Origin of the sequence: Nocardia sp. NPDC020380 (genome assembly GCF_044386975.1) — a bacterium.
Taxonomy (GTDB): Bacteria; Actinomycetota; Actinomycetes; order Mycobacteriales; family Mycobacteriaceae; genus Nocardia.
In genome coordinates, this window is sequence record NZ_JBIRVQ010000010.1 from 1 (window position 1) to 22,919 (window position 22,919).

Annotated in this window: 15 protein-coding genes; 8 read left to right on the forward strand and 7 right to left on the reverse strand. The window is 63.7% G+C overall.

All coding sequences use genetic code 11. The features are described 5' to 3' along the window. Positions 1-123: 123 nt before the first annotated feature. Both ACH438_RS26980 and ACH438_RS26985 read right to left on the reverse strand, forming a co-directional pair. Positions 124-4,092, reverse strand: a complete 3,969-nt coding sequence (locus ACH438_RS26980) for a Helicase associated domain protein (protein ID WP_397010013.1) — start codon at positions 4,090-4,092, stop codon at positions 124-126. A gap of 73 nt (positions 4,093-4,165) precedes the next feature. Further along, positions 4,166-6,121, reverse strand: a complete 1,956-nt coding sequence (locus ACH438_RS26985; protein WP_397010015.1) for a hypothetical protein — start codon at positions 6,119-6,121, stop codon at positions 4,166-4,168. A gap of 1,201 nt (positions 6,122-7,322) precedes the next feature. On the opposite strand from ACH438_RS26985, the gene ACH438_RS26990 reads away from it, so the two are divergent. The 3 genes from ACH438_RS26990 (at position 7,323) to ACH438_RS27000 (ending at position 11,710) form a co-directional block, all read left to right on the forward strand. Then, a complete protein-coding gene (locus tag ACH438_RS26990; protein WP_397010017.1) occupies positions 7,323-10,151 on the forward strand; it encodes a hypothetical protein in 2,829 nt (942 codons plus the stop codon). Continuing rightward, on the forward strand, positions 10,148-10,693 hold the full coding sequence (locus tag ACH438_RS26995; protein ID WP_397010020.1) for a hypothetical protein: 546 nt from the start codon (positions 10,148-10,150) through the stop codon (positions 10,691-10,693). Before ACH438_RS26990 ends, ACH438_RS26995 begins: the two co-directional genes overlap by 4 nt. A 414-nt stretch (positions 10,694-11,107) precedes the next feature. Continuing rightward, positions 11,108-11,710, forward strand: coding sequence for a hypothetical protein (locus tag ACH438_RS27000; RefSeq protein WP_397010022.1), 603 nt, complete (start codon positions 11,108-11,110; stop codon positions 11,708-11,710). Here ACH438_RS27000 and pgk read toward each other — a convergent pair. From pgk to ACH438_RS27015, 3 genes are all read right to left on the reverse strand, one after another. Beyond that, entirely contained in the window at positions 11,707-12,927 is a 1,221-nt protein-coding gene (gene pgk, locus ACH438_RS27005) for a phosphoglycerate kinase (RefSeq protein ID WP_397010024.1), read from the reverse strand. The two genes, ACH438_RS27000 and pgk, sit on opposite strands and share 4 nt — an antisense overlap. A gap of 153 nt (positions 12,928-13,080) precedes the next feature. Continuing rightward, positions 13,081-13,713, reverse strand: a complete 633-nt coding sequence (locus ACH438_RS27010; protein WP_397010026.1) for a response regulator — start codon at positions 13,711-13,713, stop codon at positions 13,081-13,083. After that, positions 13,704-14,930, reverse strand: coding sequence for a sensor histidine kinase (locus ACH438_RS27015; RefSeq protein ID WP_397010028.1), 1,227 nt, complete (start codon positions 14,928-14,930; stop codon positions 13,704-13,706). Before ACH438_RS27015 ends, ACH438_RS27010 begins: the two co-directional genes overlap by 10 nt. A 110-nt stretch (positions 14,931-15,040) precedes the next feature. Between ACH438_RS27015 and ACH438_RS27020 the strand changes: the two genes are divergently transcribed. The 5 genes from ACH438_RS27020 (at position 15,041) to ACH438_RS27040 (ending at position 20,502) form a co-directional block, all read left to right on the forward strand. After that, positions 15,041-15,916: a CPBP family intramembrane glutamic endopeptidase gene (locus ACH438_RS27020; RefSeq protein WP_397010030.1), complete on the forward strand. Its 876-nt coding sequence runs from the start codon at positions 15,041-15,043 to the stop codon at positions 15,914-15,916. Between the two features lie 44 nt (positions 15,917-15,960). Then, positions 15,961-16,341, forward strand: a complete 381-nt coding sequence (locus ACH438_RS27025; protein ID WP_397010032.1) for a hypothetical protein — start codon at positions 15,961-15,963, stop codon at positions 16,339-16,341. Positions 16,342-16,461: 120 nt separating this feature from the next. After that, positions 16,462-17,628: a serine/threonine-protein kinase gene (locus ACH438_RS27030; protein ID WP_397010034.1), complete on the forward strand. Its 1,167-nt coding sequence runs from the start codon at positions 16,462-16,464 to the stop codon at positions 17,626-17,628. A gap of 158 nt (positions 17,629-17,786) precedes the next feature. Beyond that, positions 17,787-18,767, forward strand: a complete 981-nt coding sequence (locus ACH438_RS27035; protein ID WP_397010036.1) for an MHYT domain-containing protein — start codon at positions 17,787-17,789, stop codon at positions 18,765-18,767. Positions 18,768-18,918: 151 nt separating this feature from the next. Then, positions 18,919-20,502 (forward strand): Na+/H+ antiporter, encoded by a 1,584-nt coding sequence (locus ACH438_RS27040; protein ID WP_397010038.1) that lies wholly within the window; start codon positions 18,919-18,921, stop codon positions 20,500-20,502. 13 nt (positions 20,503-20,515) lie between these two features. On the opposite strand, the gene ACH438_RS27045 is transcribed toward ACH438_RS27040, so the two are convergent. Both ACH438_RS27045 and ACH438_RS27050 read right to left on the reverse strand, forming a co-directional pair. After that, a complete protein-coding gene (locus ACH438_RS27045) occupies positions 20,516-21,583 on the reverse strand; it encodes a YdcF family protein (protein WP_397010040.1) in 1,068 nt (355 codons plus the stop codon). Next, positions 21,580-22,674: a DUF418 domain-containing protein gene (locus ACH438_RS27050; RefSeq protein WP_397010042.1), complete on the reverse strand. Its 1,095-nt coding sequence runs from the start codon at positions 22,672-22,674 to the stop codon at positions 21,580-21,582. Before ACH438_RS27050 ends, ACH438_RS27045 begins: the two co-directional genes overlap by 4 nt. Positions 22,675-22,919: the final 245 nt, after the last annotated feature.

Here is a 22,919-nt window from a genome sequence, read left to right on the forward strand (position 1 = left end):
CGCTAGTCAGGTGGTCCCATCAGTGGCAAACGAGGTGGTCCCATCCTGCTGGCAAAAACAGCTCCGAAACGGTCCCTTCCCCCTGGCAGCCGACAGTCAGCTATTTCACCCCCTTGGCTGCACCTACGAAATTTTCCACTCCCAGCCAACAAGTTTCTCCAACCTGTGACGACGATCGGCGCTCAGCTTTCCCTTCGCGTAGTTGTTGCGCTGGAGGCTTACCCAGTTGCCGAGCTTCGCGCCCTTGTAGGTGCGGTCGTAAGGCAATCGAGTGGTTCCGTGCTCCTCGAGGTACTGACCAAGGAGCCCATACATGCTGGCCCACTTTGCATCGTGTGGGCTCCACACCCAACCCGGAAGCTTCTCCACCTGCGCCCGCTGCTCTGGTGTCAGCGCATGCTGTTTCTGCCGCTGCACCGCGACCCAGCTACCGAGTGCCACCCCGTCTTCGATATGCCCCTGTGGCACCCGCGAGTGCCCCTCCCGGGCAGCGAATTTCCCTACCATTTCGTATCTTTCGCCCCAGACATCCTGGAACAGATTCCAGGTCCAACCTGGCAACACTTCCAGTTTGGCTCGCCGTTCGGCGGAGAGCTTCGACCTCTCTGCTCGCTGTTCTCGTACCCACCCTCCGAGCTTCACACCGTCGTGGACGTAGCCGTCGGGAACGCGCGAATGGCCTTCTCGGGCGACGAACTGCTCGAGTAGTCCGAGCTTCTGACTCCAGATGTAGTCCTGCTTTGTACCCCAGAACCAGCCTGGAATGGCTTCCAACAGCGCCTTCCTCTGTGGCGTGAGCTTGAGATGCTCACGCCGTCGCAGCCGTGTCCACTGTCCGAGCTTCAAGCCGTTCTCGCTGTGGTCGACAGAAACGTTGGTGTGTCCCTCTCTCGCGGCGAAAACCCGCAACTGCTCAAGGTTTTCCATCCAGGAATCTTCGACGGAGTTCCAACTCCAGCCGGAGATGGCTTCGAGCCTCACCCTGCGGTCCTGGCTCATTGTTTCCTGGTTTGCGCGCTGCTCGCCCACCCACACACCGAGCTTCACTTTGCCCTCTATATGTCCGGCGGGGACGCGTGCATGTCCCTTTCGATCGACGAATTCGACCAACTCGCAGTATCCGCGCTCCCACGCCGCGGTGTGCGGATCCCAAGCCCAACCAGGCATGGACTCCAGCAGTTCGCACCGCTCGGCACTGATCTCTTCTCTTCTACTGCGTTGCTCATTAACCCATGAGCCGAGCTTGATGTGGTCTTCGACATGTCCCTGCGGAACGAGCGCATGTCCTTCTCGTCGCTGAAACTGTTGCAGCAGAGCAAATTTTCGGTGCCACATGTCCGACCGTGCGTCCCAATTCCAGCCCGGCAGCGTTTCCAATCGCGTTCGCTGTTCGACGGTTAGTTTGTCCCGCCTGCTGCGTTGATGCGTTACCCATTTCCCCAAAGGAAGGTCGTTCTCACAATGTGATATGGGGACACGGGCATCTCCCTCACGTTCGGTGAACGTCACCAACTCCGCGTAAGAGGTCTCCCAGCGATCAGCAAAGGGGTCCCACGACCATCCGGGGAGAGCTTCCAGGAGTGCCCGACGCTCTGGGGACATCTCCGCACGGGTCCTCCGTTGGACAACCACCCACGTCCCGAGATTAAGCCCATTCTCCTTATGCCTCTGCGGGGCTCTGGAGTGACCAATGCGTCGGGCGAACTGTTCGAGCGCGCTGTAGTTCTGCTGCCAGAGATCCTCGAGCACGTCCCACAGCCACCCCGGCAGAGCTTCAAGTTCACTGATACGTTCCTCGGACAATCGTCCTCGGCGAAATAGCCCACGTTGGGTAGCAACCCAGCTCCGGAGGTTGAACTCGCCGACCGCATAGGGGAATGGCACATTGGCATGACCGTGTTCGGCGACGAACCCGTTCATCAACCCGATCCACACATCCCACTGGTCCGAGAGAACATCCCACGACCAGCCGGGCAGCGTTTCCAGCTTGCTACGCCGGTCGTCGCTCAGTCTTCCCTTCGAGTACTCGCCGCGCTGCACACTGGCCCACTGGCCGAGCGGAAATTCCTCCACGACGAGATCAACAGGAATCCGTGCCGTACCGTTCTCGGCGGAGTACTTCGCCAGCAGCCCCCACCAGAACTCCCATCTCGCGCTGGTCTTCTCAACCAGCCGAACGTCAAAGGCCTGGGCGAACTTCGCACTCACACTGGGTGATACATCGAAGTGGATCTTCTCGGGAATCCTTGCGAGACCACCCGCCTTCCCGAGCTCGCGGCGCATGGAGTCGATCTGCTCAGCGAGATCCTCATCGTGTGCCCGCAACGCATTGATCACATCCCACACCGGCTTGAAGGAGGAATCATCAAGTGCCGATTCGGGATCGGTCTGGGTGTCGATGAACACCGGCAAGACGATCGTTCCCACCGTCTTGTCTGACGCGAGCCGGATGGCCCTGCCGACCGCCTGCACGATATCTACTTCGCTGCGGCGGGGGTCGACGAACGCGACGCCGTCGAGGGTAGGTACGTCGATCCCCTCGGACAGGCACCGGGCGTTCGCCAAGAGTCCGCGCTCACCCTCTTCGCGCTGACGCAGCTGGCGAAGCTTGAGGTGGCGTTCACCAGCGGTCATCTCTCCCGAAACGTATCCAGTCCACAACATGCCAGTCGGGCGCTGATCAGGCGGCATCCAGTCAATGACCTCCGGCATCTCAGCGGCGAACTCACGCGCCCTGGCGACGCGGGAGTGAAAGCTGATGATCCGGCGCAAGTCATACTTATGCATCGCCTTGGCCAGACCGATCTGACCCGCGAGGGTACGGGCGTTGGTGGACTTACCCCCACGCACAACCAGCTTGCCCCGCTCGACCCACTCCTGGTACGTCGCATCGTCAACGCCCACGACGGCGACCTGATAGTCCGTCAGCAGCTTCCGACTGATCGCCTCACCGAAACTCAATCGATGCAGCACCTCACCGAACCTGGTCGGATCGTCCATCGATGCGACTTCCAGTTCCGCCTCGCGTGCGGCCTTCCGGACGCGGCCGGTGTGATATCGCGGGGTGGCGGTCATGAACAGGAGGCGACGAGCCTTGATGGCATCAGCATCGAAAACTGTCGCGAAAACACTGGATTCGTCACCGGCGATCCTGTGCGCCTCATCGGCAACCACCAGATCGAACGCGGGTAGTTGCTCCGATGCAAAGGCAGCGGCGATCCGCGGAGACGACTGATACGTCGAGAAGACCACGCACGGCCCCGACTGCCGACGCAGGAAAGCCGCGATCTGAGCGGGCTCTGTTGTCACCGGCACACCCAGCTCACTCGTGTGCATTACCGCTTCGTCGGCGTTCTGGGCGACGGTCGCGTCAGAACAGACCGGCAAAGGCACGAATGCCTTCGTCTTGTGTGCTTGCCAGACCTGCATCGTCTGCTTGAGCAGCGACAGCGACGGCAACAGTACGAGAGTGCGTTCCGCGTCCAGCGTCTCCTTGATGAACAGGGACGTGAGGGTCTTGCCAGTACCGCACGCCATGAGTAGCTGCCCCCGGTCGGCCGTCTCGAATCCCCGCACGACGTTGTCAATCGCTTCTTGTTGATAGTCGCGCGGCGCGGCCGGATTCCGAGTCGGCGACGGCCTCAGGTCACCAGGATCACTCGGCCAGTCCACCTCTGAGGTCAGAAGATCACTCAAACCCACAAAGCTGACATGCTTTTCCTGGTCGTTGATCGTTCGACGAGCGATGTGATGCAGTTTGTCGGTGGTGGCGATCAGGAGACGAAACGAGAAGGTCGCACGCGACGACTCGGCGAGGAACTTGTTGACATCATCCTTGGTGACCGCACGATCCGACGAGTACGCCTTGGCCTGGATAGCCCAGAGTTTTCCGTCGTAATCCTCAGCGACCAAGTCGATTCCAGCATCAGCAGCCCACCAACCGTCCCAGTCATCCCACAACCACACCCGTCGCAGCACGGCTTTGTACGTCGGGTCATTGGTCAACCACCACTGACACAGATGCTCGAACTGCTTGCCCCGCACCGCGGCCCGAGTGTCCAACACATCAAAAAGCTCGACGAAGGTCCCCATGCCCACGCAGAGTAGATCAAGCATCTGACACTCGGACTCGATAGCGGCGTACCCGCGCCCGATCACTTGGGGGTTAGGGAGTCAGCCTGAACAGATTCCCCAAGTCTCCCCCCTGGGTGAGATTTTCGGCTCGTTGAAGGAATTCGTTCCGCTGGCCTGATGCGTAGCGGCCGACCGGCTCTCCGGCGACCAGTGCGCGGATGACGGTGTTGAGCGCCGTGCGCCCCATGATCAATGCGAAATCGGCAACGGTTTCGCACGCCACAACCGACAGGGCACCTCCGTGGATCGCGGCGTTGCGTGATCGCGTCAGCCGTTTCACTCGCGCGTCCAGTTGCTGACGTTCGGAATCGAAAGCAGCACGTAGAGCCGCGGACGAAGAAACGATGTCGTCGGTTTCCTTCAGTTGTCGCACCAAAAAATGTTCAGCATAGATCTCCTTCAAGGCACTCACGTGCTCGAGGGCCTTGCTCGAATCGATGGCTGGACCTCCACCTACCGTGATCTCGTCGCGGATCGCGCGCAGTGTTGGTTGCGCCCGAGCCCCCGGAGAACGGTCTGGGAGGTACTGGACCACGGCCGAGAACACCTCGCCGGCTACACGATTGGCGAACCCGGTGACGAGGTATTCGTCGAACAGATACTGCTCGACAAACCCGTACCAGCGATACTTCTCGAGCGGGGCGATCCAAGTATTGCAGTGCTCGATCGCCCTGACCGCAGCCATGACCACCGCTTCCGGATCCGATCTCGGCACACTCAACAGCGCCGACTGAAGACGCAGGACAGGTTGTAGCCGCCGCGCGGTCTCGACAGTGAAGGTGTGACCTGCCGCAGTCATCTCGCGCAACGTCCGGGTGACGGTGTCGTTCTCGGAGAAGACCGCTGCGGGCAACGGTGCCTTCAGCCCCCACTCGACAGCTGAACCATACGAAGGTGAACCATCGAAACATAGTGTGCCGTCGAGGACTTGCCACATCCCTGGAGCGATGTCGACGACCGCCAGCACGGTGTCCAAGTACATCCGCGCGGTCTCCTTGGCACGATGGCCTTCGATCTCGCGGACGGTGACGCGCGCGTAGACCAGTTGCGGCACATGCTCAAACTCCTGGACCTCGTCGACCTCGGACGAGCGTTGCAGCTCACGGATTTCCTCGGTCAGAAGCTCCTCTGGCACGACCTCGAACAACTCGCGCGCCCGCCCGTGATCGATGAGTGCACTCGCGAGCGTCTGTGCGTCATAAAACGTGACCGCGCCAAAGGTCACGCACGAGACGCTCTTGACGAATGCGGGCTGCAGTCGAAACCAGACCACGCACGTTCCGGTTGACGGTCGCTGGACGAGGCAGCGCTCAGCGAGATCGAAGAGTTCTGCTTCGCGCCTATCCGCAGCCGCGGTGGGATCGAACAATGTGGCCGTGTCGACGGTGTCGCCGACCGTCGCTCGCGCGTACCTGACGGCTGCCTCGGTACCGAGCAGTACCCTGGCCGCGATCGATACCGGGCTCCAGTGCCGCCGGTCCTGATTGCGCAGTTCGCTGAACGCGATCAGCGTGTCGCGCAGATAGGCAACTCGTTCATGCGGGTAGAGGGTGTGGTCGATATCGCGGCATGCGGTCACCAGATCGCGCCACGCGGCGACAAGCAGAAGATCACCACTCAGGATTCCGGTGACAGCAGCGATCTTCGCCGTTACTGCTGGCCGTTGGCTGTCGTCGACAGCCAACGCGCCATTCTTCGTGGACACCAGCAGGTCTGCGGTGATGGTCGTGTGAACCGCTCGAGAAGTCGAGTCCACGAGCGCAGACAGCTCCGGACCGATCCATTCGAGGGCCGCCTCGAGATCCGATGCCATCGACTGCCAGTCGTAACTGCGCTGTCGGTCATGTACGCGTGGATCCGAACACGCCTCGGCGATTTCTGCCACGATCGCGGTCAGCGGCATCCGGCCAGCAGTACATGTGATCAGCTCCTTCCGACCCGTGTACAGCATCAACTCCTCGAGCCAACGATCGTGCTGATCGAACATCGACGTTCCTTACTGTGTCAGCGAATCCGGTTCGGGCGCAGACCACCGATCAATGCCTCCCCAGAAACGAAGCCGAAAACAACCCCTGCGCTTTCGATCTCGACACTAGCCCGGCGTGTCGAAGACGAGTGTTCGGGTCAGCTCGACCTGACAGCGGCGCGGCGCGGCGGCTGAATCTCCCATGTGCTGTGGCCGTTGAGCCCAGCATCCTGTCTGTCGGGAGAGGACCGGACCATCCAGCTGCGTTCGGGCCGGTACCGGAAGGAGGCACGGCGTCGGTCGGTTCGTGAGTGCCGGAGCGATCTATTCGGAGTCCGCCTCCGGAAATCAATGCCCCAGGCCAGGCTGGTCAGCCTCATCCACTGGAACGGCCCCACCGAGGCGTTCTTCGACCGGCAGTACAAGCCCGGCGATTTCGTCAAACAGTAAAGCGTCGCGCAGTCTAGAGCGACTCAGAGTGACGAACGAGCCTCCTTCGATATCGTGAAGGAGGCCCAATTCTTTTGGTCCACTGTCAATCTCGACGACGCAGCGCGGAATTCCGTCCCTCCCGCGATCGCGCCCAACCGTAAGCCGAACGCCGCGATCATGGTCGGCATGAGCGTGCGTTCAGCCGGTTGCTGATCGATGGGCCCGCTCTAGCTCTCAGTCAAAGATATTGGGCGCGTTCACGCTCACGAGTCACCTCGGTGACCTCGGGTGGGCACAGTGTCCGTGCAGTTCTAGTGCGCGACTACCTGGATTAGTTCGATCGAAGAGTGGGCTCCGAGCTACGGCTCCGGGGCCCACTCTTGTTTTCGGGCAGGCACAGCGATCTACCTGCGCCTTCACATGATCCATCATCCTTCGGGTTGACACTGCGAGCCGCTTAAGTCAAGCTCGTGGCAGCGCCACAGTTGCGCCTTACTCCGGAATTTACCGGAAATCCTCTCTCCAGCCTCAGGTTTCAATCTGCTCCGTCGGCACTTGACGGGGTATCGGCCGCAGCGCACCAGGCTGGCGCACGAGATCTGACCATTGCAACCCAAGTCCGTAGACCGGGCTTGGGTTTTTTCATGCCCAGATTCGGAAGGACTGCCAAACCCATGCCCGGCAAGCAAATCCCCGAGATGCCCAGCTATGACCCTTGCCCAGAATTCATGTCAACGGCGAATCCTGTTGCAACACGCCATATCGCACCACGTAATGAAGGTCATCTGTGATGGCTGCACTGGCCGATCCGGTCACTCAGCCCGGATGGCTGGCCAGCCTAACCCCCGCCATTGCCGTCGATCATGTCGTCGAGACGCCCACTGCCGCCCGCGGAAAAGTCCACACCTTCAACGGACTGAACCCGATTTCAGCAGCACGCAGGTTCGGCCGCGTCCAGAACGTCCAAGATCTCGTCGCAACCGCACGGAACACGCCCGCGCACGCCTCCCCGATCGCCGGCCCCAGTTTCGGAGACATTTACGGACCGACACTGCCGCCAGGCGCCTCGTCTGGACCCGTTCCTGCGTCGGTCGAGGACATGATGCGCCAGCAGACCGACGCGGCATCATCCCCCAAGGATCAGCAAGGAACCCAACCACAGTCGAACCCGCAGCCCCAAAACCAAGCACCACAACAAGGTCCAGCACCACAACAGTCTGTGCCACAGCAGAATCCGGCACCGCAACCGAATGCCCAACAGCCGCAACCAGAGGCGCAACCGGCCGGAGTGCCGGTCCCGGACGAGTCGAGTCAGATCCCGGACCGAATCGATCCGTCAGCACTCGCCGCCCTGCCGAGCCTCAGCACCATGTACAACCCCGACGGCACGCGGAAATCCCCACAGCAGCAAGCCACGGACCGTACCGCACGCGACATGGTCGACCTCCCCACCGCCCTTGCCGACAACAACAGCGGCACCACATCGCTGGGCGGTGGCGGAACTGTGGAAAAGACCATCACCGCCACCACCGACGGCTGGCAGACCAACACCACAGTCACTCTGGCAAACGGCTTCACCACCACCTTCACCAACAACAACACCGGCATCGACATAGAGCAACTCCCCAACGGCCGCACCGCCACAACCCTGTCCTACGGCGACGCAGCCACCCAGGCCCGCACCGAACTCGGCCGGGTCCAGCAGCAAATGCTGGACCAGAACAAGCCCAACGCCACAACCAAACCCACATCAGTCTTCGGATCCGGTATCAACGACGCCGGAGACGCACGCCAGCTGGTCGAAGCGCTCGACCGACTCACATCGAACCCGAACGCACCGATCACCGTCATCAAGGACAAGAACGGCCGAATCACCAGCCTGACTGTTCTGGCCGCCGACGGAAGCGAGCATGTGCTGGTCCTCAACGCCGGCGGAATCAGCTACGACCAGGAAACCCAGAGGTACTTCGAGTTCTACCGCCGCCCCGACGGCACGGTGAGGACCCCCGACGGGTACAGGATCGTCGAGCTGAATGGGGAACGCATTCGCGTCGACGACAGCGGTGCACCGGTCCAGCCCAACAATCCGGCTGCCGAAGAAGCACGAGTGTTCGGAAGCAACGGAGTACGTACCGACAGACCCCACGGAGCATCCTTTGTGCCCCCGCCGCTGTCGACCCCGGACTACGGGCCCTCATCGTCGATACCTTCCGACAGACCCCAGCCCGACGGGCCCCTGCGATATCCCGTATCCCCGAACACCACGGGGCCCTTCGTTGTCGAGCTACCAAACGGGGATTTAGCCGCAATCTCGGAAATCCAGGTACCCGATGGTGTTTCCGCACAACACATGTACAAGGTCGAAGGCGGCGGTCTCCTCGTCGAGAACGGTACTGGTCTGCATTGGGCCACCGATCCCGGTCGTCCACCGACCCCCGAAGAAACTGGCAAAGCCATCACCAACGCCATCGCCGAGACAATCATCTGGACCGCCGCCGGTGAAGGACTCAGCTACCTCGCGGTCCGTGCCGGCACCAGGGTGCTTCCCAAGATTGCCGAAATCCTCGCCCGCAACGCAGGCAAGGCCGCAAGCGAGGCCACGACCGCAGCGAGTCGGCTCGCTACCGATGCGGCAGCACCGGACATCACCTCAGCAGGGGCCGCATTACGTCCTGCGGCCGTCCCGGATGCCGCGACTACCGCAGGCGCACGTCCTGCTGCGAATGATGTTGTTCCACTGACACAGCAGACTTCGCAACCAGCGATACCAAAGTCTGCTGCCGGCCAGGCCGCCGCACCCACGGCGCGCTCCCTCGAAACCGAGGTGAGCATCAGGACCCGGAACGGCGCACCGAGTCTGGAAAATCCACGGTCGATACCGGACAGCCCTGTGACAGGTTTGCCCAGACAGAACAATCTCATCGGAGCAGCCGAGAACGAGATCACTAGTCCCTCCTTCATGGCGAAAGCCAGACCTTCTCCTTATGAAGGTGTTGCGCCGGCACCCGAGAGTATCCGTCTTGGGACTGTACGAATGGAAGAGCACCCGAGCTTTCCTACCATCACCGCCGAGATGGAAAGACTTGGGTATCCACTGAGGATTGAGGACTACGCCGGGCAGTCACCACGCGTGGTCCGAAACGCAATCGTGGATAAGGAAAAGAACATCGTCGGATTCGAACAATATGTACGCGGCATTCGAGGCATGCGCTTCCTCGACCTCGAACATGAGTTCGGGCATCTGGATCAGATCCTGTACCGATTCGGCGATAACCCTCCGATTCATGGACGTATCCAGAGAATCCCCGGGAAGCAGTTCGATAGAAATCTGCCATACACCCCAGGTGACTACACTAGCCGACAGGATAAGATTGCAGAGATTCACATTCGACTGAAGGAGTATCTGTGGTTGGTCAATCGTGGCGCCTCCAAAGACATCCTTGATGAGCAGGCTACACTCGTAGAAGAAGGGTGGGATTCTTATCGAGGAGTGGTATATGCTCGCGGTTCGAAGGCTACTCTAGACAAGGCATGGGCCGAAGATTACTTCCCAGACATGGACTTTCTCGTGTTCATGTACGAACGATCCGGCCGTATATTGAAGGGACGAATGCAATGAAAGTGCCCAACCTGCGTGATTTCTTGGTCCACGCGGAGCCACTGAACTCGGCCGTTGCGTTCGATAATCCAGAGTTGCTGCGAGGCGGATATGTCGTCGGCCTAAACTCGCGAATATATGTGAGGTTCATCCCTGACATGTCGGAGGTAGCCCCACCCTGGCTCACTTATAAATTCGAAAAAGACATCCCGATCGAGACTCGGAGTGCCGCCCTGGTATGGGCACTACGCGTGTCGGATTATTCCGTAACCTCGAATTCAAAGTTAGCCGGCACCACAGAGAAGATTCCGCTGTTGCCGTACGAATTCACAAAACCGGATGCCGATCCAGATCTTGGCGTCGTGTGGTACGTCGATACAGCAGAATGGTCGGCACTGACTGTCGAACTTGAGAATCTCTGCGAACGCACCAGCCCCTTCGGCAGTTTCGTGAGTCTCTCAGAACTCACCGGAACACACCTATGGCGGTTCCTGACAGCGAATTTCCTTGCATCGGACATGCTCACAAGCAGTACAGTCGAAACGTTGCGCCAAGCACGCTGACACTGCATGCCACTGACGACCTCGGCTGACCTTACAACTCAGTCAAAGATATCGGTGGGTCCCGCGCTCACTCGTCGCCCCGGTCCCCTCTAAGCAGCAGAGCGCTAACCTAACCCTCAGTGCGCGACTACCTCGACTAGAGGCAATCGCATGGTTGGGCCTCTACGCTGCGGCTCGGAGGCCCAATTCTATATTACCCCGAACACCCAGGGCGGCCGGTTCTACTGGTTTGCATCCGGGGCGGGCAGCTTGTACGAAACTGCGAACCGCATCTATGGCGGAGGTGCCTGAGCCTCTGAGCCGAGTAGTTGCACCCGGATCCAGTCGGTGGGCGAACCGATCGATTGATGCAGGACAGGGAGGGGTGCGAGGCCTGTCACATGTGTGTCGCGTCGGGGGGACAGGTGGCGATAGGTGGGCGAGGATTTGGGGCATTTCTGGAAGGTGGATTCCATGGCGGGTCGGCATCGTGCGGTGAGTACGCGGGGGATGGGGTTGCGGGGGTTGCCTCTTGCGGCGGCGATTCCGGTTGCTGCCACTGTGAGCTTTGCTGGGATGGGGAACGCTCAGGCTGCGCCTGTGCCGGTCGTTGAGGCCGGGGATCTGGCCGGTGGAGTGGCGGGGGCTCGTGTCGGGGGGATCGCGCAGGACGGTGCGGTGGCGTTCGTTCCCGATACTGCGGCGTCGGCGCCGGTTGTCGAGCCATTCGAAGTGCCTGCGGTACAGGCGATCCCGCAGGCGGAGACGGTCGCGGTTGCGACGCCGATCGGGGATCCCATAGAGAATGCGACTGTTATCGGGTCGACCGCGGGGCAGGTGATCGGCGGGGTTGTGGGGGCCGTGGCCGGGGGTGCGATCGGGAGTTTGCTGGCTGCGCCCACTGCGGGGCTGGCTATTCCGATCGGGGTTGTCGGTGGCGGGGTGGCCGGGGTTTTCGTGGGCTACTACGCCGGGTCTTTCCTTGGGGGGCTCGTGGGCCAGGCGGCGCCGCAGATTATCCCGAACGTCCTTCCCTAGTTCACCGGCGGACTACTGAGGGCGTCGAGGATGGGGAGGGTTCCTTGGGCCAGGTAGGAGAGGGCGGGGGTGCCGCCGGAGGAGCGGGGGGCGGGCCACGGGAGGTCCGTGGTGGTGGGGTCTTCCAGGAGTAGGGCTTCGATGGCGGGGTGGGTCAGGTAGTCGGTGAAGAGGTCTGTGCTGGAGCGGGAGGGGTGGGGGCGGAGGCAGGGGGAACCTAGTTGGAGGGCGCGGCCGCCGTTTTCGCGGAGGCGGAGCATGCGTTCGGCCAGCCAGGGGTGGAGCCAGAAGTCGATGATGGCCCAACCGTGGGGGACGCCATCTGTGATGGGGATTGCTTTTGTGGTGCCGGATCGGGTGTCGGCGATGAAAACGGTGTCGGGGAGGTGTATTTCGGCGCGGTCGGGGCGGCTCGACACTTGTTGGGCTATTGCGATGCATGCGGCGGGATCGGGGCCCAGGACAGAGGAGCCGATGCGGTGACCGTGGGCTGCCAGTAGGGCGTTCAGTACCGTGCCGGCCGGGATTACCAGGTCGTATTTTCGGGTGAAGGCGTCCAGTCCGAGGAGGGTGCCGGCGCTGTCCGTGCCGCCGAGGATGGCGATCGAGTATCGGGTGGGGTCGGCGGATGCCCAGGGGGCGAGTAGGGCGAGTTCGTCGGCGATACTGCTCGCGAGGAAGCCGGGGCGGAATTGCAGGATCCCTAGGTTGGAGGCGTGGCTTAGATGAGCCTTGGCGAAGCCTCCGATGGCGACCGCGTCGCCGAGTCTCGCGAGATTGCGCGCTAATTCGGGATCGTTCGACTGTTCGCCGGGGTGGGCGCGGGTGTTGCCGAACAGGGCCGCGGTTCCCGGGGCCAATTCTTGGGCGTAGGCGAATGCTGCTGGTGAGGCGCAGTCCGGGAAGTAGCTGACGGGGCGGGCCAGCTTTCGGGTCAGATATTCTGCGACGAATTGCAGCGGTAATGCGCTGCGGTTGTGGTGGTTTCCCTGGTGCGACAGGATGGCGACTCTGGCTCCCGCGTCGAGCAGGTAGGTCAGGTCGGCCAATTCCGCGTCTATCGGGGCTGTTTCGCGCAGGTCGGGGTGTACGTCGAACCCGGCGGAGAAGATCCAGCGATCACCGGGGCGGATCGTGGCGTTGCGCAGATGCGGAAATCGATCGGAGCGAGTGGGAGCGACGAGGGTCAGTCCTCGTCGCCGGCGGACATCAGCCACGTCTCGAAACCTCGCCTATACCAACGACATCTATTCCATATTATGGAATCTCAGTTCCGCTATCCAGAACTAGCCGTCCGAGCATAGGGATCGCAGAGCTGCCCGACGCCGGAATCGACATGTGACGTGTGTCACTTTCGAGGCGATTCCGGGTCAGCGGCTGAGGTAGGCGAGGACGGCCAGGACTCGGCGGTGGCCGGAATCCTCCGGGGGCAGGTCAAGTTTGGTGAAGATATTGGTGATGTGTTTGTGGATGGCCCGGTCGGTGACCGTCAGGAGGCGGGCTATTTCGGCATTGGCGTAGCCCTGAGCCATCAAGTCGAGCACTTCACGTTCTCTGGGGGTGAGCGTTGTGATGGGGTCGTGGCGGGTTATCAACTGGTCCAGGACTTCCGGGTCCATGACCGTGCCGCCGGCGGCTATGTGGTGCAGGGCGTGGAGGAAGTCGTCCACTCGCGCTACACGATCCTTCAAGAGGTAACCGATGCTGCCGCCGGCCTGTAGCAGGTCTCGCGCGTAGGTGTGTTCGACGTATTGGGAGAAGACGAGGATCGGCTGACCGGGGATCAGGGTGCGGATCTGCTGGGCCGCTCGGATGCCCTCGTGACGGAAGGTGGGCGGGAGGCGCACGTCGATGATCGTCATGTCGGGGCGATGTTCGAGGACTGCCTCGACAAACGAAGGGGCGTCGGTGGTTACGGCGACCACCTCGTGGCCGTCTTCGCGCAGCAAGAGGACCAGGCCCTGAGCCAGCACGACATTGTCTTCGGCGATCACTATCCGCATGGGCACGCCGCTCGCAGGATTGTCGGACCGCCCACCGGGCTGTCGACCGTCAACAGGCCGTCGAGTGATTCCATTCGGCGCCTCATGCCGGAGATGCCGGTGCCCTGGCATTCGTTCACGCCGCCGCGGCCGTCGTCGCGGATCTCGACGGTGACGTAGCCGTCGACCATGCGCAGGTCGACGTGCGCGGCGGTGGCTTCGGAGTGGCGGGCGGTGTTGGTGAGCGCCTCTGTGACAACGAAATACAGGGCAGCCTCCACCGCTGCGGGCGGGGGTTGGCCGATGTCGACTCGGACCGTGGTGGGGACGGTGCAGCGAGCCGCTACGGCGGAGAGGGCGCCGTCGAGGCCGTGGTCGGAGAGGATCGGTGGGTAGGTGGTGCGCAGGACCGTGCGCAGGTCACTCATGGCTGCTTCCGCGCCGGCTCGGGCCTGCTCCAGCAAGGGAGCCACCGCCGCCGGATTGCGTTGCAGGGCACGCTGAGCCAAACCGAGCCGCAGGGCGAGGGAGACCAGGTGCGCTTGGGTGCCGTCGTGCAGGTCGCGTTCGATGCGGCGCAGGTCGGCGGTGTGAGCGTCGACTGCTCCGGAGCGGGTGCGCCGGAGCACGGCGATCTGTTGTGCCAGATCTTGTTTGACGCTCGGGCTCAGCGCCGCCTGCGACACCAGCACGCCCGCGCGGGCGATCAGCGGGCCACAGAAGATCAATACTGCGGTGGTGATCACCGTTTGCAGCGTCCCGATGGTGAGCGCGGACCACCAACCGCTGATCGGGATATTCGCGACGATTCGAATCGGGTCATCGGCCGGGAACAGCCACCAAAGCCAGATCGACGCGAAGCACAACACCGGCAGTATCACGAGCGCGACGCCCAGCACGCCGAGAAAGGTTCCGGCGAAAAGCATGACAAGGAGCCAGCGAAGCTCCCGCCAAACTGTCCGGTCGGAAACCAGCCCCGGCAGCCATCGGAATCGCCGCCCCACCGGAGCCTCCGGGCCACCCGCAACCCGCCCCAGCCGCCTCCGCTCGGCATCGGAAATCCGCCCGAGCAGCCACAATTGCGGTGGCACCAGCACGAATCCGATCCCGACCACGCAGGTGACGACGGTGTAGAGCAGCAGCGGCACCGCGACCACCGCATACAGCCCCCGTCCGAGCGTGACCACGCTGGACACGGCCGTGGACCGGATCCGACCCCACCACAACGCAACTGGCATCCCCCGAGTCTGTCATTCCGGGGCGATCGCGGCGGTGTAGCGGGCTCCACCATCGACCCTGGTGAAAGCGACACCGCGCAGCGCGAGCGAGCTGCCTAGCGTTGCCCGGCATGACGAACCGAAATACCTTGCCCGCAGACCAGCGGAACGCGGGTCGAAGACAAGCCGTGCGGGAGTTGCGAGTCTTCCTGCCCGCCGTCTACCTCGGCGCATGGCTGGTCGCGACACCGTTGTGGATCACCGGATTCCGGCGCGCGGCCGCCTCTCAGCACGCGAGCCCGCTGGCGGCGGCCTGCCTTTTCACCATGATGCTCGTCCCCGCCGCGGTGGCGATCGCCATGACTTTGCGGCGCAATTCCTGGTGCAGTGTGCCGCGCCTGCTGTCGCTGGACGTCCCACACCCGCGCCGGCGCGCACTCCTCCAATGCCTGTGTGCGACGGCCGCATTACCCGCGATCACCCTGCTGGGCCTGATTCCCGCGGCCGCGCTCGGCGTCTATCACCCGGTATGGCCGGAATCCTGGTGGTCGATTCTGGCCCTCCCGCTATCGGCGCTCGTCTCACTCCCCCTGTATCTGGGTGAGGAAATCGGCTGGCAGGGCTACATGATGCCGCGCCTGACCCTCCGCTTCGGCACCGTGACCGGCATCTGCATCGGCGGCCTGTTCTGGGGTCTCTGGCATCTGCCCATGACAGCCCTCGGCGGCAGCTACCCCGGCCATCCCCTCTACGTCGCGATCCCAGCGGCGGTAGCTGTCGCGGTAGGCGCGGGCGCCTTGATCGCCGTGATCCGCATCCGCACGAACTCCGTATGGCCCGCTGTCGCCGCACATCTCGGCCTGAACGAGTTCGCGCTCCCCCTCCCCCAGCTGACTACCGCGTCGGATCATGTCCCCGACCCGCTGTATGTCGGCCCGCTGGGTCTGCTCACCTTGCCGATCCTGTTGCTGGTGGCCGCGGCGGCATTGTTCACCGTGCGGCAGTAGGGACTTCACCGTTCCGCGGCTGTCCGGGGGCCTAGACTGTCTCGATGTCTTCCACACCGAGCGGCACTCCCGGCCCCTTGAGCGATGACGAACGTGACCAGCTGTCCCAGGCCATTGTGGCGACCGCGCCCGCCCAGGAGATTCTGAGTATCGTCCTGGGTTCCGAGTTGGACATCCGCGAGCTGGGTGATCTTCCGCCCGATTCCGATATCAAGGATTCGGACAAACCCGAAGTGTCGCAATTGCTTGCGGCCGTGGACCGCCTGTTCGCCGATCCGGCCGGGCAGCGGAACTTCCGGGATCTGCTCGCGACGCCGGAGTGGGCGGAGGCGGTGCGCCGCGGGTTCGTGCCCGCGGACGCGACCGTTCACGATGTGGTGCTGCTGCTGATGGAATCCCCGCGCTACTTCCCCGACGACGAGTAGTCCGGCTCGCACATCTTCGCGTGGCCGACACGGGCGCCTGAACGGGCCTTTTCGGGTACGGTCACTGCCATCGTCACTGCTCGAATAGTGCCGCGGCAGTGAAAGGGTTGTTGGGGGAGCATGTTTGCCGAGAAGCGGCCGGGATGGGTGCTGGCCGGTCGCTACCGCTTGATCGAGCCGCTCGGTACCGGCGGCTTCGGGCGGGTGTGGAAGGCGCGTGACGAGCGCTTGCGGGTCGATGTCGCGGTGAAAGAGGTGTGGCTGCCGCCCGCGGAATCGCATGCCGAGCATGCCGAACGGGTGGAGCGCGCGGAGCGGGAGGCGCGGAATGCCGCGCGGCTGCGACATCATCCGAATATCGTGGCCGTGCACGATGTGGTGACCGAGGACGAGACGCCTTGGATCGTCATGCAATTGGTGGACGGGGAGTCGCTCAAGCAGCGGCTCGACCGCGACGAAACGGTGTCGGTCGACGAGGCCGCGGCGATCGCGGTGGCGCTGCTGCAGGTATTGCGCGCGGCACACGAGCTCGGCATCGTGCATCGGGATATCAAGCCGGACAATGTGTTACTGACCCGGACCGGCGAGATCTTGCTCACCGATTTCGGGATCGCGCGCGATCATGCGGAGAACACGCTCACCGCCAAGGATGTGATCGTCGGCTCGTTCGAGTATCTGGCGCCGGAGCGGATCGACGGTGACGATCAGCCCGCCGGTGACCTGTTCTCGCTGGGTGTCACGCTCTATCACGCGGTCGAAGGGTTTTCGCCGTTCCGCCGCAAGACCGTGCAGGGCACGCTGGTGGCGGCCATGCTGGGGATCGCACCGACGCCGTTGCATGCGGGCCGGCTCACACGGCTCGTCACCTGGTTGATGGAGAAGCAGCCCGAAGCGCGGCCGTCGATCGCACAGGCGCTGGCATTGCTGACTCCGGAGCCGGTTGCCGCTCCAGTTTCGGAAGCGGTTCCCGAACAGTCGAATTCGCCTGCCGATGACCCCGATTCGCCGGAGTATCGGCAGCGTCGTGCCGCGGAGGCGGGTGACCGGAACGCGATGGTCCGGGTGGCGGTGATGCTGAAGAATCGCGGCGAGTTCGCCGAAGCGGAACTCTGGTACGGCAAAGCGGCGGAGGCGGGCGATATGGTCGCGATGTATGCGCTCGCGGATCTGCTGCGCCGCCGGGGTGAGCAGGCCGAGGCGGATCGGTGGTATCGCAAGGCCGCGGAGAGTCGTATCGCGCCGTCGATCGCGGCGTTGCGGAAGCCGCCGGGCAATCGGAAACCGTAACAGGTTCGCGCCGTCGGCATCCGGATCGCGGCGCCGCTGTGCGGGACTGAATTTGCAGGATTCGTTCCTACAATTTCCCAATCGGTCGACCGACCTGTAGTGTGCGCACGTCGCACCGCCGCGATCGACGAAATCCCTGTTCTGGCAATGGAGTTCGAGTGCTGGAAATACACCATTTCAGCTACGGGTGGGTCACACCCGTACTGGCCTACATCATGTCCGTCACCGGATCGCTCCTCGGCCTCCGGTGCACCGCGCGTGCCCGCTCGGGGGTCGGGCGCTCCGGCTGGCTGTTCGCCGCATCCATCGCGATCGGGGGAACCGGCATCTGGGTCATGCATTTCATCGCCATGCTCGGATTCACCATCCATGGCGCGACAATTCGCTACAACATCCCGATTACGCTGCTCAGCGCCCTGATCGCGATGGTCGCCGTGTGGACGGGACTGTCCATCGTGGCGCGCGGCAAGGGCTTCGGACGACTGCTGGCCGGCGGTACCGTCACCGGTCTCGCCGTCGGCGCCATGCACTACTCGGGCATGTACGCCATGAAGACGGACGCGGTGATCCACTACGACCCGTTGCTGGTGACGGTGTCCATGGTCATCGCGGTGGTCGCGGCCACCGTCGCACTGTGGTTCACGCTGGTCATCACTGGGATCTGGGCCACAATCGCGGCCGCCCTGATCATGGGTGTGGCGGTTTGCGGAATGCATTACACCGGCATGGCCTCCATGAGCGCCCACATGTCCGATCACGCGTCGACGCCGTCGGGTGTGAGCGCCATGGGATTGCTGGCGCCACTCATGATTTCCGTCAGCATGGTGACGCTGGTGCTGCTCATTCACGTCGGGCTGACCGAGGTGGACGACCGCGCCATGCTGCCCGAACCCGTGCCGTTGCCGGCCGACTCGCCGGAGGCCCGCGCGCCGCGCACCGATCTGGCTGCGTCACAGCAGAATTCGGCCGCCGCACGCAACCGGCCGGGCGCCGCGGCGAGCGGCCTGTCGGCGCTGCATGATCGTCCCGACCAGCTGCAGCACAATCTCGACGCGCTGCGCGGCAATCGGAGCCTGCCGCAGCGCAATTCGGGCAGTGGACCGGTCCTGCCCAGCGGCGGGCGGCACTCCGGTTTCTGATCGCCGCCTGAGACCGGCGCCCGCTTCCTGAGAATCGAGGGCGCGGGAGCGCCGGAAAGACGGCATTGTGCTCGGCATTCCGCCGAGCAGTGCCCGACATTCGCACTTACTTGGTTCGACATTCAGGCATACGGGCAGCAAACTGTCAGCCGTGGCGCACCATCAGTTCGAGCTGATCTTCCTGGTCCTGTTCGCGACAATTCTGGCCCAACCGCTGGGGAAGCGGCTGGGCCAGGCGCCCGCGGTGCTCATGACCGCCTTCGGCGTGGTGCTGGCGCTGCTGCCACAGGTGCCCAATATCGAGATCGAGCCGGAGATCATCCTGCCGCTGGTGCTGCCACCGCTGCTCTACGCGGCCGCGCGGCGTACCTCGTGGCGGCAGTTCGCGGAGAACTGGACCGCCATCAGCCTGCGTGCCGTCGTGCTGGTCATCGTCACCACCGCGGCCGTGGCGTGGGTGTTCCATCTCTGGTATCCGGCGTTTCCGATCGGCGCCGCGATCGCGCTCGGCGCGCTGGTGGCGCCACCGGATCCGGTGGCGGTATCTGCGCTGGCGAGCAAGCTGGGATTGCCCCGCCGTCTGGTGGCGGTGCTCGAGGGCGAGGGCCTGTTCAATGACGTGACCGCCATCGTCATCTATTCGGTGGCAATTCAGGCGGTGGTGACCGGCAAATTCTCGGCATGGGGTGCGGCGCGGGACTTCGCCATTTCGGCCGTGGTCGGCCTGGTGGTGGGACTGGTACTGGGCTGGGCCGGCAGCAAGATCATGGGACAGCTCGGCGAGGCGCACTGGAAGGTGGCGCTGGGTTTGTTGCTGCCGTTCGCCGCCTACTGGATCGCGGACTCGCGTGGTGGGTCGGCGGTGCTGGCGGTGCTGGTGTGCTCGCTGTATCTCGCCGATGCCGCAACGGATTTCGGGGACAGCGACTATCGGCTGGTCGGGGACTCGTTCTGGGAGATCACCGAAATGCTGGTCACAGGTTTCGCTTTCGGCCTCATCGGCCTGGAATTGAGTACCGTGCTGCGCGATGCCGGACCCGATTGGCCGCGATTCCTCGGCGGGGCGGCGGCCGTGATCGCGGTCGTGGTGGGGCTGCGGCTGGTCTGGCTGTTGTTCACCACCAGCATCTTCCGGGTCTGGCGGCGGAATCGGGACGTGGATGAGACCTTCACCTGGCGGGAGACGATCGTCACCTGGTGGGCGGGTATGCGCGGGGTGGCCACCGTCGCGCTCGCGCTGGCCGTACCGCTCACCACGGACAGCGGGCAGCCGTTCCCGGGCCGCACCGAAATTCTGTTCATCGCCTTCGCGGTGGTGCTGTTCACGCTGCTGCTGCAGGGACCGACCCTGCCCGCGGTGGTGCGCACGACCGGAGTGCACCGCGATACCGAGGCTGAGCGCGTGATGGAACGGCAATTGTGGACGCGGGTGCTGCGGGCGGAACTCACCCATCTGAAGCAGCTCGCGGAAGTCGAGGAGCTACCGGAGGAAGTCTACGAACGACTGCGCGACGGATTCGAACGTCGTCTCGCACACGCGGATCCGGGTGCGGCCGACGACAATGCGCGTCTCGAGAACAGTCGCGCGCTGGCCATGACCACGAAGATCCGCGCCATCACCAATGAGGTGCTGGAGGCCGGTCGCACCGAAGCGCTGTCCGCGCGTCGCGAGCCCGGTATCCCGCCCGACGTGGTCGACCGGGTGATGCGCCGCCTGGATCTACGCGGAAGGTGAACTACTCCGCAAGCTAGTCCGAGATGACCAGCCCAACCGGCAGCATCGAGTAGATCGCCACCGCACCCACCAGGGTGAGCAAGACACCGGCGATGGCCAGATTCACCCGCTTGTGAGTCACCAGGATGGCCGCGAATTCCCGCAGGAAAGCCGCCGGGACGAAGTAGCGGGCAGTACGTGACCCGGCGACCTGCGCGTTCAGGCCCACACGACGGGTCAGCGTCGCGGTGCGCAGCACATGGAAATCGCTGGTGACCACCGTGATTCGCAACTGCGCCGGATCCAGATCGTGGCCACGTAGCTCGCGCAGCGTGAAACGGAGGTTCTCCTCGGTATTGCGCGACCGGTTCTCCCGCACGATCTCCGACCGCGGAATGCCCTGGGCCTCCAGGTAATCGGCCATGGCGTCGGCCTCCGCCACGGTCTCCCCCGGCCCCTGCCCGCCCGAGGTCACCAGCAGCGGCGTCCCACCCCGCTGCACCTCGGACCGATACACCTCGACAGCCCGATCCAGCCGCGAGGCCAGCAATGGCGTGACCGCCGCATCACGTAATCCACAGCCCAGCACCACGATCGCATCCGAATCCACCCGCCGCGGCAACCGCGCATACAACACCGCGTACCCGGTGAAAGCCAGCAACTGGACCAGAATCTGCAACCCGATCAGCGTCACCGCCGCAGCCAGCACCGGCACCCACAGCGGCCGATCCGTCCCCGGATCGATCACCTGATAAGCAATGAGCGGCAAGGCAATCAACCCCACCCCCACCACCGGCGCAATAGCGGTCGCAATCCGCAACCCTTCCCGCCGCGTGATCACCACCCCATTAGCCACCAGCCCCACCCCACCCGCCAGTAGCGACAGAATCGGCAGCAGAATCATCAGCCCCACACCGACTTCCAGCGCCGGCCCCGGAGCCACGATATGCAACACCGACACCGCCCACACCGCGAGCAGCACAGTGGCAGCCAGCAGCACCAGCCCGGTCGAAATCCGCCGCGGCTCCCGCATCACCCGCACCGCCCCGAACACCGCCAGCAACGCCCCCACTCCGAGTAGCAGCGAATTCGCCACCGTCACCGCGCCCCCGAATCCGTACCGTTCACACGCTCGACCGACACGTACCCCTGCGCCGCCACCGCGGTAAGTGGACCATGAGCCGCCTTCGGCGCAGCAGCAGTCCCCGAAGTGGCAGTTGTTGCCGGAGCCGCAGCGGTTGCCGGGGCGGCGCCGGTCCAGGTGAGGTGGCGGACGAGCCATTCGACGGGGCCCTGGTGGAAGTGGTCGAGCCACCAGAGGGAGAGGGCGGCCTGGGTGGTGAGGATCAGGACGCATAGGAGGAGGGTCAGGGCCCAGGCGGTGCGGTCTTCGGGGGCGAGGCCGAGTTGGGGGGCGAAAAACCTTACGGCGACCACGATTACGGTGGCGAGGAGGTAGTTGGTGAGGGCGGTGCGGCCGAGGGCGGCGAGGACCTTCGCGGCCGGGCCGTGGGAGCGATTACCCAGCAGCATGAGCACCACGCCAGCGTAGGTGAGCGCCATGACCAGGCCCGCTGCCACGCCGAACCCCGGGTGCGCCGACTGCAGGATGAGTGCGCCCACCACGGCGGGGACCAGTAGGACCAGGCCGAGTAGCAGCATCTGCGAATCGATGCGTTCGAGCCGCTGCGGCATGCCGATCGTGCCTGCGGCGAAACCGAGCAGGAACAGGCCCGGTACGGCCAGTAATCCATTGGTTCCGGTGGCCGCCCAGGCGGTCAAGAGCGCACCGACCAGGCCGGTTACGGGACCCGCCCAGCGGTTCGGGAGGAAGGTCGCGGGCAGGAGCAGGGTGAGCGCGACGATGGCGTACGGCAGCAGTGCCTCGCCGGGCTGCAGGAGTTGATGCAGCGCACCCAGCACGCCGGTCACCAGAATGCGCCGCAGCATGACGATGCGCGGCGAGCGGGCGCGCATGCTGGCCGACCGCCACATGAGCGCGAAGCTCACGCCGAACAGCACCGAGAACAGGGGGAAGAAACGACCGTGGACGGTGAACTCGAGCCAGCGCACCATCGGATCCACCGAGCCATTGCGTGTCCAGGACAAGTGCAGGATGGCCGGGGCATTAGCGAAGAGGATGCCGCAGAGGGCGAATCCGCGCAGGATATCCAGGCTCGGGAGTCGTCTCATGGCATCCATCCTCGTTGCGGAGGGGTAGCCGCCGCATCCGCCGGATGGCCAGAAACCGGCCTATCCGGCTCATCCGAATGGATGAGCCGCACCGCCGATCGGTCGACCCGACGTCAACCCCTCAGCCAGCGTCAACCCATCAAACCCGGCATCAGTCCATCAACCCGGCGGCAATCCGCCTGCGTGGCGTAAATCCGTCAGCGCGGAATCAATCCGTCAGCGCGGAATCAATCCGTCAGCGAGGT

Bases quoted from the DNA above. Each gene is read 5' to 3' on its own strand.
- ACH438_RS26990 (WP_397010017.1), top strand. From the start codon at position 7,323: ATGGCTGCACTGGCCGATCCGGTCACTCAGCCCGGATGGCTGGCCAGC.
- ACH438_RS27050 (WP_397010042.1), bottom strand. From the start codon at position 22,674: ATGAGACGACTCCCGAGCCTGGATATCCTGCGCGGATTCGCCCTCTGC.
- ACH438_RS27025 (WP_397010032.1), top strand. From the start codon at position 15,961: ATGTCTTCCACACCGAGCGGCACTCCCGGCCCCTTGAGCGATGACGAA.
- ACH438_RS27010 (WP_397010026.1), bottom strand. From the start codon at position 13,713: ATGCGGATAGTGATCGCCGAAGACAATGTCGTGCTGGCTCAGGGCCTG.
- ACH438_RS27015 (WP_397010028.1), bottom strand. From the start codon at position 14,930: ATGCCAGTTGCGTTGTGGTGGGGTCGGATCCGGTCCACGGCCGTGTCC.
- ACH438_RS26980 (WP_397010013.1), bottom strand. From the start codon at position 4,092: ATGGGGACCTTCGTCGAGCTTTTTGATGTGTTGGACACTCGGGCCGCG.
- ACH438_RS27020 (WP_397010030.1), top strand. From the start codon at position 15,041: ATGACGAACCGAAATACCTTGCCCGCAGACCAGCGGAACGCGGGTCGA.
- ACH438_RS26985 (WP_397010015.1), bottom strand. From the start codon at position 6,121: ATGTTCGATCAGCACGATCGTTGGCTCGAGGAGTTGATGCTGTACACG.
- ACH438_RS27030 (WP_397010034.1), top strand. From the start codon at position 16,462: ATGTTTGCCGAGAAGCGGCCGGGATGGGTGCTGGCCGGTCGCTACCGC.
- ACH438_RS26995 (WP_397010020.1), top strand. From the start codon at position 10,148: ATGAAAGTGCCCAACCTGCGTGATTTCTTGGTCCACGCGGAGCCACTG.